This window comes from Ruegeria sp. CDSB029 (assembly GCF_059611125.1).
This window is the reverse complement of record NZ_JBXWOX010000028.1, coordinates 15,543-28,194: the sequence shown is the minus strand read 5'-3', so window position 1 is coordinate 28,194 and position 12,652 is coordinate 15,543. Positions and strand designations below refer to the sequence as shown.

Sequence of the window (12,652 nt, the reverse complement as noted above, 5' to 3'; positions counted from 1 at the left end):
CCCTTCGATGCCCGACGCCCCCTCCCCGCAGGTTACCATCGTCATCGCTGCCTGGAATGCCGCCGCCACGATCGAACGTGCCGTGCGCAGCGCCCTGGACCAGACCCTGCCGGTCGAGGTGATGGTGGTCGACGATGCCTCGACCGATGACACTGCCGCACTAACTGAGCGCCTGGCTGATGGCGAGCCGCGGCTACGGCTGTTGCGCCAACCGGAAAATCTCGGCCCCTCGGCGGCGCGCAACCGCGCCATCGCGGAAAGCGGCGCGCCCTGGATCGCGGTACTGGATGCGGACGATTTCATGGAGCCGGGCCGGCTGGAGCACCTGGTGGCGATTGCGGCCGAAGAGGCGGCGGATTTCGTTGCCGACGACATCCTGAAGGTCCCCGAGGGCGACCTGCAAAGCCCTCGCCGGCGGATGTGGTCGGATACGGATATCGGCCGGATGCCGGTGGATGCGGCCCAGTTCGTGAGAGCTAACCTGTCTTCCCGTCATGGTGGCCGTCGCGAGATGGGGTTTCTGAAACCGCTGATGTCGCGGGCGTTTCTTGCCGAGCACGGCCTGTCCTATGATCCCGACATCCGCCTAGGCGAAGATTACGTGCTCTATGCCGCGGCACTTATCGCGGGGGCCCGCTTCGTGCTGACAGACCCGGCCGGCTATATCGCCGTGGTGCGCCCGGATTCGCTGTCGGGGGCACACCCGACCGAAGCCCATGCACATCTCATCGCGGCAGATCGGGCGCTGCTGGAGCGCCCGGGACTGGACGCCCCGACCCGAGAGGCCCTGGAGGCGCATCTGCTGGAAGAGCAGAAGAAATGGGCCTGGCGGCGTCTGATCGATGCCAAGCGAGCCCGCGATCCGCTGGCCGGCGCCGCCGCGTTCCGGGCCCCCCTGCCGGTCGTGGCCGATCTGACTCGGCGACTGGGGCAGCATCTGAGCCAGCGCGTGAGGGGCCGGAAGAAGGCAGGGGGCCGCATGTTCGACGTGCTGGTGGTGGCGGATGGCCGGTTTTCGGGCGGCAGCACCGCGGCGCTGGCGGCAGATGTGACCGCGCTGGCCGGGCTGGGGCTGCGGATCGGTCTTTTATTCGTGCGCACGGCCTATCTGGACGATACCCGCGACCCGATGAACCCGGCAGCACTGGCGCTCTGCGATCTGAACGGGGTGACACGCCTGTCTCCGGATCAAGCCGCCCATGCGCCGCTGGCCTTTCTGCATCATCCGCTGGTGTTCTTTCGCGGCATCGAGGAGCGGGCGCGGCTTTCGGCAGAGCGCGCGGTGATCGTTACCCACCACGCCCCGTTCCGCAATGACGGCTCGCTGGAATACAACCCCATCACCACCGCGCGCCGGGCCCGCCGGGCGCTGGGGCTGGCGCACACGCCTTGGTTCGCGCCGGTTTCGGGTGTGGTACGGCGGCAGCTTGCCAGTTTCGCGCCGCTGGTGAGGATGAGTTCCGAGGACTGGCCCAACATCTTCGACCCCAGGGATTGGCCCGTGCGTCATCCGATCCTGCAGAGAGAGAAGCTGACCATCGGCCGGCACGGGCGGGCCGACGCGATGAAATTTCCCGCCACCGGGGCCGAGATCGACGCCTCACTGCCAGCCGGGCCGGGTATCGCGGTGCGGATGCTGGGCTGCCCCGCCGAGGAGCTGGCCGCAAAAGGGGCCCATCCCGACCGGTGGGAGGTGCTGGCCTTCGGCGCCGAGCCGGTGGCCGAATTCCTCAACTCGCTGGATGTGTTCGTCTATCACTATCACCCCAAGCTGACCGAGGCGTTCGGGCGCACCGTAATCGAGGCGGTGCTGTGCGGGCGCGCCTGCCTAGTTGACCCGCGGCTGGAACCGACCTTCGGCGATCTGGTGGAGTATTGCGATCCTCCAGAGACCGGCGCGGCGCTGGCCCGGATCGCCGACGATCCCGAAGCCACCCGCGCCCGCGCGGATCGCGCCCGTAAGCGGGCGGTCGCGATCTATGGGCAACAGTCCCTGGAGCGGCGCTGGAAGGGGCTGCGCCATGATGCCGGTGTCACCATGCGGCAGCCGGGCGCGGTGCCGCCGGCGACGGTGCTACGAAAACTCGCCGGGCTCTACCGGCGGCGCGCCCGGGGCGCGATGGGGTGACGGGGTAGGCATCACATGAGTTTGCAAACAAAGATCGTTCGCCGAGCCCTTACGCTGGCCCAGCCATCGTTGCGTCTGCGGCGCGCACGCCCCGCAGACGAATCGCCGCTGTTCGTGATCGGATCGGGCCGCAGCGGCAACACCCTGGTCCGGCGTGTCCTGCTGGCTTCGAAACAGATCTACATCCCGCCGGAAACCTATGTGCTTGGCGATCTGATCGAAGGCTGGTCACAGATGGCGCTACTGCCGTGGCGGCAGCGGGTATGGCTGTTCTGCGCCCAATTCGAGAAACATTATCACTTTCCCACTTTCGGTCTGGACAATCTGAATGACTTCGCCGCCGAGGCCGAAAAGCTGCAGCCCCGGATCCTGCGCACCCTGATCGAGGCATTTTACACCTATCTCGCCGGCAAGAACGACAGCCCGGCCCGGCGCTGGGGCGACAAGACCCCATGGAACACCTACCACCTGCCGGCGATCGGGGCGATGTTCCCGCAGGCGCGTTATGTCTGGCTGATGCGTGACGGGCGCGATGTAGCGCTGTCATATGTGAAGGCGGGGCTATACACGGATCTGCCCGAGGCAGCGGCCCGATGGGCCGATGCCAACCAGGCCTGCGCCCGGTTCTCCCGCTGGTGTCCGCATCTTTACCGCCTGCGCTACGAGGATCTGGTCACCGATCCCGAGGCGGGGTTCGCGGCGCTGTTCGACTGGGCCGGGCTGACATTCCGCCCCGAGATGCTGGAAAGCCAGCCGGAAGTGATGGGAGATGTCGAGATCGAAGGTCACCACGCCCGCGTGCGCGAAGGCATCTCGGCGCACTCGGTCGGTCAGTGGCGTTCGGGTCTGAGCGACAAGGACCTGTCCGCGCTGCCGGAACGGTTCTGGCAACATCTGCGCTTGACGGGCTATGGAGACTGAGACCAACCCCGCACTCTGCCCCGTTAACCCCTTGCCCTCTTGCGCACCCAGCCCAGAAAGGCCGCATCCGGCTTCCTGAGACGCGGACCGCCTGAGCGGGCCCAGACCCCGCGCCATTCTGCCTCGAGCCCATAGACATCCACGCCCGGCATCAGGCCGCGCGCCTGCTCCAGCGTTTCGGGTTTCAGCGCCGGCGGCGGTGTGTCGGGCTCGATCAGGCCACTGCGGGGTGTAAAGCGGATCAGGTCGCCCGGTTCCTCACGCATTTCGTAGTCGGGCAGGTGGTCGGCCTCGATCATGTCACGCAGCATCTTGCGGAACACCCGTCGCGGGCTGGCGCTGCCGGATTTCTTCAGCAGCGTCTCAACCGACACGGTCCAGCCCGGCTGCCGACCGCAATGTTTGCGCGCCAGTTCATAGATCCGCCGCTCCAGCGGTTTGCGTAAACGAAAGTAATCACGGCTGAGGGTCAGGACCGATTTCGACAGCACCGCCCGATAGAGCCAGTCGCTCAGCGTGACCGCGACGCTGACCATGCGCCCGCCGCGGGTATGGCGCACGATCTCCCAGCGTTCGATCAGGCCAAAGCCGGTAGTGGTCTCTTCTTCGCCGGTGACTATATTGGTGGTGATACGGGTGCCTGCCAGCCGCTCGAACGCTTCGCGCAGGCGCCGGTAGGCATCGCCCGATGTTTCGCGGTTTGTTGCCACCAGCAGGTCATGCGCCTTCAGTTGCAGCGTCCGGTCGACCTGCCGCCCTGCATTGATTGCCGCCATCAGCTGGCTGATGCAAAAGATCAGGATGTCCTTGTCATGGATCGTCGCCAGCCCCTTGACCGAGGGTGTGACGGTGATCTGCACACCGTTGTGCTGGTAATCCAGAATCCGGCGATCAGGGCGTGTCGCCAACGAAAAGAGCGGATGCTCCATACTCGCCAGATCGTCTTTGGGGATCGCATCAAAAATATCGCAGACGAAGAAATCGCCCTGTTGCCTGCGATCCGGAAGAAGCCCCCCGTCCGTGTCTGTCACTGCCCTGCCCATGGCTCTTTTGTCCTGCCGCCCTCTTTTGGGGCTTTGATTGCGGTCGGTGTCCGACTCGTTCTCTTTCGTGGTTTTAATGACACCCACCCTAAAGTTATCCACAAGCCCACACAACGGGTTTCCATCGGGGGTTCGGAGTCACATGATCGGGGGTTCAGAGTCGTTTCATCGGGGTTTCAGAATCGGGCACGAGTAAAAATACGGCCTCAATCCCCTTATTTTACTGACCAAATCGCAGCTCAGTTGAGTCCTATAACTAATAAATAACACAAATCTAACACTATAAAAAAACACCCTCCCCTGAAATTGTGCTATATCAGCACCATCATCCCCTTATTTTACTGAGAAAAATCCCGCCTTGTGCTCATTCTTCTTCCATGTATCGTGTTTTTCGGTATCTTGTGTAAAACACGATACATCGAGCGGTTTTCATCATGGTAAAGGACGGCACCCCCCTTCCCCCGTATTTCAACATCGATCCCGATGCAGCACTTGCCGATCTGGACTTACCTACAGGCTCTGAAGGCTTTGCCGCCATTGCTCAAGCCTGCAGTCAGGGACGGTCGGATTTGGCTAGCCGGGGTATGGATAAAGCCGGGCGCAAGGCGTTGCGACTATTCTCCACTTGGGAAATCACCCGCTATCTGATCCCAGTCGCACAAGCCCATTTCCGCCGCGTGCTGAAACAGAATCCGGATTTGCCGCAGGGCCAGTCGGAATCCGAAGCTGGCGCCAAATGGTTCACCCTAGATGAGGTGTTGCGCCTGCGGGCTTTTTTCGGGGCGCAGGGATCGAAGGCCAAGAATTACCTGCCATACCGCCCTGCCGGACAGCCCGCCAAGATTGTGGCCGTAGCCAATTTCAAGGGCGGGGTTGGCAAGACCTCGACCGCAGCACATCTGGCGATGTCCGCCGCTCTTGACGGATATAAGGTGCTGGTCATTGATCTGGATAGCCAGGGGTCAATGACATCGATCTTTGGGGGACAGGTCGAAGATGAGTGGCAGACCGCTTTTCCGCTGCTAGCGCGCCATTACGGAGAATATCTGCGCATCGAAAATCAGCGCCGCCTGGATCGGGGTGACCCGCCCCAACCACTGGACGATACGCTTGGTGCCGCGCTGGACATGACTACGGGCGATGTAACCCAGAAAACGCACTGGCCCAATATCGACCTGATTGGCGCTCAACTGAATTTATACTGGGCCGAATTCCAGATTCCGGTCTGGCGCATGCAGGCACGAGGATGGAAGCTGTGGGATGCGTTAACGGACCGGCTTGAGGTGGACGGGGCGCTGGATGCGTATGATCTGGTGTTCATCGACACCCCCCCTGCCCTTGGATATCTGACCATAAATGGATTAGCAGCAGCAGATATCCTGCTGGTGCCGATGGGAGCGTCTTTTTTGGAATTCGATTCCACCGGTCGGTTCTTTGACATGCTGCATTCCACCTTTGCCAGCATCGAAGAGGGCGAAAATGTTGCCGCCCGTGCCCTTGGCCGCCCTGAAATGGCCTTTGAATGGGATGCCGTGCGGTCTGTAATCACCCGCTATGACGGGGCGCAGCAGGGTGAACTGGCCGCGCTGATGCAGGCCTATCTGGGCAAGACCCTGTCGCCGCACCGACAGGATTTCACAGCGCTGATCGGGCAGGCAGGTGAGCAGGTCAACGGCATCTACGAGGCCGATTACCGCGATTTCAACCGCGAGACCTATGCCCGGGGGCGCGAAACCTTTGACGCCACCTATGCGGCCTTCAAGCGCCTGTTGCTGGGCGTGTGGCGCCGGGATGAACGGGCAGCACAGCAGGCGGCGGAATGATCCCGTACAGGGGCAGGTGAGGAGAGCAGAGATGGCGAAACGAAAACGACTGACCCCGGCGCAGCCCAGTTATTTGGCTGCAGCCCCTGAAACCAAGCCCATGCCTCTGGGGATGAGCCCGGCACCGATTGCGCAGGTGGCGGGCGAAGCTTCGGCCACAGCGGCACTGGAAGAGGTGTCTCAGGCCCTGCAGTCCGCGCGCAGCGAAGGCCGGATGATCGAGCTGTTGCCGCTTGATGTGATCGACGAACACCATCTGGTCCGCGACCGTCTGGAGCAGAACGAGGAAGAGATGGTCGCGCTGACTGACAGCTTGCGCGCCCGAGGTCAGCAGATGCCGATCGAGGTGGTCGCCCTGCCCAATCCCGCCGGGGGCCGGACCCATGGCCTGATTTCCGGCTGGCGGCGTCTGACGGCGATAAAACGGCTCTATAAAGAGACTTTAGACCCTAAATATACGTCCATGCGGGCGATGGTGGTCGCCCCTGACAGTGCGCAGGACGCCTACGTGGCAATGGTCGAGGAAAACGAGATCCGCGTGAATCTCAGCCATTACGAACGCGCGCGCATTGCCGTGCGGGCAATGCAAGAGGGGGTTTATCCCACGCAGAAGACGGCGCTGCAGGGGCTCTTTGGCAACGCTGCTCGATCCAAGCGATCCAAGATCGGCAGTTTTATCGCTCTGGTCGAGGCCTTTGATGAGGTGCTTTATTTCCCCTCCGCCATTAGCGAGAAGCTGGGCCTAGCGCTGGTGCGCGGGATGAGCCGCGATCCGGGTTTTGCCGATGCTCTGAAAGAAAGGTTGAAGGCCACACCCCGCGATGGTGCCGAGGCCGAGATGCAGATCCTGTCCTCGGCCCTGGCTGAGCGGGCCACCCCCCCTGCCCCGCCCGGGGTCTCCGAACCAACCGCGCGCGTGTCAGTGCGTCAGCTAGGCTCGGTATTGGCGTCGGGAGAGCGGACCTTCACTCGGGTGACGACGGGAATCGAGATGCGTTTCACCCCGGATCAGAGCCGCATCGAGTTGCTGGGCGATGGCGTCTCGGATCGGTTGGCTGAGGCGCTTCAGGATTGGCTGAAGGCGCAGTGACCGTTTTCGGATGTTTCGCACGCGAAACATCCGCCCCGGGCGCGTCTTGCCCATATCGGTCTGCGATTGTTGAAGAGGGACGGTGAAACTAAGCTGACCCCATCGGCTTGATAGCCTTTGACGCCATCCGGTTTTGTGTAGATTCTGCCCACCCAATGGACGGCCTCACGAAAACCGGATGCGTTGCCAAGCGGATCATTCAGATGATCAGGGGGTAGACCCCGACAACAGCCTCTTGATGGGCGGGATCTCTTTCAGTTCGAGCTCAAGCCGGTCGGCAATTAACCGGTGGCCAGCAGCGTTCGGATGGTCGTCCCACGGCCGCACCCAGTAGTCCAGGGGATCCACGTTGTTATAGAGATCGTGAAGGTCAATGATTTCGAACCCAGCCTTCTCGGCGAGGTGGCGCAAAACCACGGCCTCGTCGGGGGGCTCGGAGTAAGCCGTCGTCGTAGGCAGGAACATCCAGATGGGAATGATTCCGGCGTCTCGGGCCGCATCGGCCACCCATTGGTAGGTCTGGCCGTTGATATCCTCCGCGACCTCACCCAATCTGCGCCAAAGTTCCTCCTTGCTCATCCCGGAATGGACACCGGCCTTCGCCAGGATTGGACCGAGAGAATCAAAAGGAAGATTTTCTCGTTCATAGAAATCGACGATCTTTGGCCGAACCTGGAGATCGGTTTCATGTGCTATGAAAATGACCGCATCCAAGGACATCGGCAGAGCATCTTCTTTGAACAGCACCGCCTTGTCGACCGCCCGGTAGCCACCGACCGAGAAGTTCCACATCTCGATCGGGACAGAGCCGTCTGCGTTAAGACGGTCCTCGATGATGTTCTCAAAGGTTTTTTCATCCGTGACCCCATAGCCCATACCCCGCGACGCTCCGATCAGGCCGATGCGGACGACACCGGATGGCTTTTCGACCGTGTATTCCCTGTCCCGCAGGCCCAGGCTGTTGGTGGACACCACGCTGCCCTTGAACTGGAACACAAAATTTGGGCGCAACACGGTTCCACGGAAATCGTCCACCGGCATCCCGCCTTCTGACTCAGTCAGCCTCCGCCAGTCTTCACCCCGCTGGCTCTGAAGCTGCCAAAGTTCGGAGTTAATCACCTTGGAATCTGTCAGGTTTTCGTAATAGCCACGCTGAAGCTGTTCTTGATCGCGGGCCGAAAGCCTCGAGGCTCCCATGTCGGCGACAAAAAGGGCCCCGCTGCGGGGAAGCTCATTGTAGATCTGCGGCAATTGCAAAAACATCAGGGCTCCAGCACTCACCGCGACGATGGTTGCGGTTCTGTCCAGCGGATAGGCTTTTCTGCGACCCCTAAGTGGACTGGGTTTTGGGTGCGAGCCTGGTGGTGCCAGGCCAAAAGTGAATCCCATCGTGATGGCGAGGAGCACGAAGAGGAAGGCCAGGAACCCTGCCGAAAGCAAAATATTTGCGACGGTCCAGGAGGCCGAGTCCTTCAGAAGGGGCACTCCGGCAACGGCAATCAACGAAAGCCACTCTTCCATCGTCTCGCTGCTCCAGAGCGACCACAGGATTACAACTGTCAGCATTGTCGCTAGCGTGCGGATGACAAGCAGCGTTCGCGGTCCAATATAGGCCACCGAACCCGGTTTTACGGGGCGCGCCTCGTCGATGGTTTGCACGATCAGCAGCACCCCGAGCAACGCCCAGAACAAGACATCTGGTACTGTAAACAGCAGCGTCCCCAATAGCCAGAACCACTGATAGGCATGCAAGGCCCAGGTGATCACGAACACCAGGGTGATAGCTACGATCACGGCATTCAAATGTGTCAGACCACGGTGCTTGAGCCATACGAAAACCGGATTGAAAACGGTCTTCTGCATGAAGTCTTTCCAGTAGATATTAATGCGCCGCCAAAAATCGATGAAGCTGTTCGAAAAATAGTACCTGATATGCGTTTCGGGCAACGCGAAGCCGAACAGAAACAGCGTTCCCAGAATAGTGTGAAACAGGCCGGAGATCTTCAGATACAATCCGAAGTTCATAATCGCGTAATAGAGGAAACTCCAAAATCCCGTAACGTCGCCGGGATCGATCGCGAGATAGTAATTTACCACCCGGTACAGCAGCAGGTGAACAATTCCGACCAATAGCCACATCGCGCCGCGCTGGTAGGTCTCGAGTTCCGCAACCGACTGGAAAGACCGGCCCCAGTTGGAAAAATCAACCAACGGGAAAAATGGAAAAGCGAAATTCGGCAGCATGAAGAAATACGACAGATGCATCGCCGGGGATTTCGGTCCTTTGCCATTATGGAGGTCGTAAAGGTAGATCACGAGCCGAAACATGAAGATCGAACTCAGGATCGGTAAAATCGTACCCAGACGATCCGCCTGGACTACGCCTGCCCGCACAAGACCAAGGGCGATGGCCACGCCGAAAAGCAAGGCCACACGAATCCACATTGCAGTTGGCAAATGGCAGATTCCAAACAGCAACAATCCCATGACCAGCATGAGCGTCCCGTCCATCCACCCGAATATCGCAAACATCACCCCCAGCGACAAAGCGAGAAAGAAGGTGGGGCGCAACGTATCGGGCATGAAGTGGTTGGCAATGAAACCGGTCAAAACGGCCGGCAAAAGCAAATCGCGGAAAACCGCGCTTTCCAGTTCGTAGCCGTTGAATACCAGATAGAGGAGGGCGACCTGCGCCGCGATCCCGGCAAAACGCAAACCGGCGGCCAGATTTCCGGACAGGTTATATTTGATCAGTGTCGCCAGCAGAACGGCCCCGGAGCCGCCAGCCAACAAAGCCCAGCGAAGGGCGCCGTATTGCCAACGACCGGTGAAATACCCGCGTGTCAGTGCCAAGGCACACAGCGCAGCGCCACCGACCCCCAGTGCCGCAATCAACAGTTTCGTCCAGGTCTCCCGGGTCAGTTTCAGACCGGGTCCATCCTCGTTGGCTTCGTAATTGATATTCGACATCACAGACCTAACCAATTCGCGATAATGTTGCGCTGCATTTCAGAGGTTCCGGAATAGATCGGCGCAGCAAGAACATCCCGCACCGAACGTTCCAGACCAACTTCCACCATATAGCCGCTGCCACCGAACAGCTGCAGCGCATCGAGCGCGGTTTTCACCACGGCTTCGCTGACATAGAGCTTGGTGACGGCCGCATGCAGACCGACACCCTTGCCCGTATCAAGCATCGAGGCTGCGTGATAGACGAGCAGCCGCGACGCCTCCAGTCGCACTTTCATGTCGGCAATCCGATGCGATACCGCCTGATAGTCGCCGATCCGCTTGCCGAAGGTCTTGCGGGTCTTGGCGTAATCGACCGTGCGTTCGATCAGGCGCTGCATGTGCCCGACATGGGCCGCAACCAGGCAAATCCGTTCCCATTCCATGGATTGCGCAAAAACCGGGCCGCCACCGCCCAGCTTGCCGAGTATCTTGTCCGGGCCAGCTCTCACGTCGTCGAAAACTAGCTCGCCGATCGGACTGGTCCGCAATCCCATTTTGTTAAAGGTCTGACCGCGCGACAGGCCCGGTGTGCCATGGTCGAGCAGAAACCCGGTCACGCCCCCCATGAACCCCTTGTCCGGGTCGTTTGCCGCATAAACCAGGATCAGATCGGCCACCGGCGCGTTTGACCCGAAAACCTTGGTGCCATGGATAACAAACTCATTATCGACCCGGGTTGCGCGCGATCGCATGTTGAACGCGTCCGATCCCCCTTCAGGTTCGGTCATCGCGTTGACCGCGATCAGGTCGCCGGAGGACAGGCCGGGAAGATATCTGGCCTTCTGATCCTCGGTGCCATGCAGCATGACCGGCACGACGCAGGCCAGATTATGTGCGCAAAGGCTGAAGACCAGCCCCGAGTCCTCACATCCATATCCCAGCGCTTCGAGCGCCATCGCTGTTGTCAGGGCATCGAGGCCCGCGCCGCCGTATTCCTGCGGCACCGGTAGACCGGTCAAACCCATCTCGCCGCATTTCTTCCACAGATCTCTCGGGAAACTGTGGGTCTCGTCCCGGGCTTCGGCGCCGGGGGTTAGCTCTTGCTGGGCAAATCTGACGATCCCGTCGCAGAGTTGACGCTGATCCTCAGTTTTTGAAAAGTCCACGTGCTAATTCCTTCAATTTCTGAAAATCAGTTTTGTCCGTTGATGTCTGGGGGATGTGGTCGACGGCCTGAAACCGGTCCGGCACCATGTACATGGCCAAATTCGCCGCGGCGAAGCGCTTCAGTTGGATAATCGAAGGGGCCTGGTCTTCCCGCCACTCCAGGAACACAACGATCTGGACTTCCCCATCCCCGTCCGTCACCGCGACCGCCGCGACCTGTTCAGTCAGATCGTGGCGCAGCATCGCCGCCTCGACTTCCCCAAGTTCGATGCGATAGCCGCGCCGTTTGACCATGCGGTCCTGGCGCCCGGAATAGATCAAGGCTCCGTCGGCTCTTTCGTGCACGACGTCGCCTGTCCGATACCATGTGCCACCTTCGGTCTGGACGAAGCATTCCGCGTTGCGCTCGGGAAGATTCCAATAGCCGCGCATCACGGAAGGACCGGCAATCAGCAATTCGCCGCGTTCTCCGTTGGGAAGCGGCCTGCCATCTTCATCCGCGATCACATAGCTGTCGCCTGATGCGGCGTATCCGATCGGAATGGTCTCGTCATCCTTCAAGGCTTCTGCGTCGCTCAGGTGAAAATAGGTGCAGACATTGGTTTCTGTCGGGCCATAGAGATTGAAGAGTTGGGCGGATGTGATCGTGCGGCTCAGGATTTTCAAATGTTTGGTCGGGTAGACTTCGCCGGCGAAACAGACGACACGCAAGGACGACACGTCGGTCTCGGCGAGACCGCCTTCGCTGATCATGGCGCGCAGAATTGTGGGGGTCGAATACCAGATCGTCAGCCGCTCATCCTCGACCAGTCGGCTCAACTCTCCGGGCTGGCGCGCTTCGGCCGCATCTATCAGGCGAACCGCCGCGCCATGCTTGATCGAGACATACAGATCGAGGATCGAAAGGTCGAAATGGATCGGCGCGTGTGAGCTGAAGCGATCCTGTTCGGTCGGCGAGAACATCTCGCTGCACCAGTCGACGAACGCCGCCGCCGAGTCATGGCTGTGTACGACGCCCTTGGGTACCCCGGTCGAGCCCGAGGTGTAGAGAATATAGGCCGTATCCGGATCTCCAGGCGCGCAGGGGCCGGTGGCCGATGCCACGTTGAAGGACAAAAGCGCGTCACCTGCCTCGACCGGGTGTTCGTCACATATCTCGTTGAACAGATCCCCGGAGATGGACGGAGCGGCCAGGATATGGCGCACTTGGCAATTGGCGAAAATTCCGGCGGACCGGCGTAGGGGGGCTGTGGGATCCACCGGAACATAGCATGCTCCGGCGCGAAGGATGCCAAACAAGGCGGCTATCGTGTCGATCGATTTCGGAGCGGCAATTCCAACCCTGTCTCCTGGTCCGATTCCGAGCGCGCCGAGCCGTGTGGCAACGGTTGCTGAAAGACCCTCGAACTCGCCATAGGTAACCGACCGCCCACCGCGTTCGATCATGCAGATGCGGTCCGGGAAACGCGCGGCGGATGCCGCCAGAAATTCGGCAAGACCGGGCATTGCACTATCCCCCCAATTTAAT

Annotated in this window: 8 protein-coding genes; 4 read left to right on the top strand and 4 right to left on the bottom strand. The window is 60.6% G+C overall.

Annotated elements, in window-relative coordinates; translation table 11 throughout:
• Positions 1-7: 7 nt before the first annotated feature.
• Positions 8-2,128, top strand: a complete 2,121-nt coding sequence (locus AC2FI8_RS22260; RefSeq protein ID WP_496780993.1) for a glycosyltransferase — start codon at positions 8-10, stop codon at positions 2,126-2,128.
• Positions 2,129-2,143: 15 nt separating this feature from the next.
• The gene (locus AC2FI8_RS22255) at positions 2,144-3,049 is read left to right on the top strand and encodes a sulfotransferase family protein (protein WP_496780992.1); all 906 of its coding nucleotides are present in this window, start codon (positions 2,144-2,146) and stop codon (positions 3,047-3,049) included.
• Between the two features lie 23 nt (positions 3,050-3,072).
• Here the strand turns inward: AC2FI8_RS22255 and AC2FI8_RS22250 are convergent, their stop codons facing one another.
• Positions 3,073-4,092 (bottom strand): replication initiator protein A, encoded by a 1,020-nt coding sequence (locus tag AC2FI8_RS22250; protein ID WP_496780991.1) that lies wholly within the window; start codon positions 4,090-4,092, stop codon positions 3,073-3,075.
• A 434-nt stretch (positions 4,093-4,526) separates the two neighbouring features.
• Between AC2FI8_RS22250 and AC2FI8_RS22245 the strand changes: the two genes are divergently transcribed.
• Together AC2FI8_RS22245 and AC2FI8_RS22240 are read left to right on the top strand one after the other, a co-directional pair.
• Complete coding sequence (locus tag AC2FI8_RS22245) at positions 4,527-5,915, top strand: AAA family ATPase (protein ID WP_496780990.1); 1,389 nt, start codon at positions 4,527-4,529, stop codon at positions 5,913-5,915.
• Positions 5,916-5,946: 31 nt separating this feature from the next.
• Positions 5,947-7,005 carry a ParB N-terminal domain-containing protein gene (locus AC2FI8_RS22240; RefSeq protein WP_496780989.1) on the top strand — a complete coding sequence of 353 codons (1,059 nt, stop codon included), beginning with the start codon at positions 5,947-5,949 and terminating at the stop codon, positions 7,003-7,005.
• A 207-nt stretch (positions 7,006-7,212) separates the two neighbouring features.
• On the opposite strand, the gene AC2FI8_RS22235 is transcribed toward AC2FI8_RS22240, so the two are convergent.
• From AC2FI8_RS22235 to AC2FI8_RS22225, 3 genes are read right to left on the bottom strand one after another with little or no spacing between them, the layout of a single operon-like run.
• The gene (locus AC2FI8_RS22235; protein WP_496780988.1) at positions 7,213-9,975 is read right to left on the bottom strand and encodes an SGNH/GDSL hydrolase family protein; all 2,763 of its coding nucleotides are present in this window, start codon (positions 9,973-9,975) and stop codon (positions 7,213-7,215) included.
• Positions 9,975-11,123 (bottom strand): acyl-CoA dehydrogenase family protein, encoded by a 1,149-nt coding sequence (locus tag AC2FI8_RS22230; protein ID WP_496780987.1) that lies wholly within the window; start codon positions 11,121-11,123, stop codon positions 9,975-9,977. The genes AC2FI8_RS22235 and AC2FI8_RS22230 overlap by 1 nt, the downstream gene beginning before the upstream one ends.
• Positions 11,104-12,630: an amino acid adenylation domain-containing protein gene (locus AC2FI8_RS22225; protein ID WP_496780986.1), complete on the bottom strand. Its 1,527-nt coding sequence runs from the start codon at positions 12,628-12,630 to the stop codon at positions 11,104-11,106. Before AC2FI8_RS22225 ends, AC2FI8_RS22230 begins: the two co-directional genes overlap by 20 nt.
• Positions 12,631-12,652: the final 22 nt, after the last annotated feature.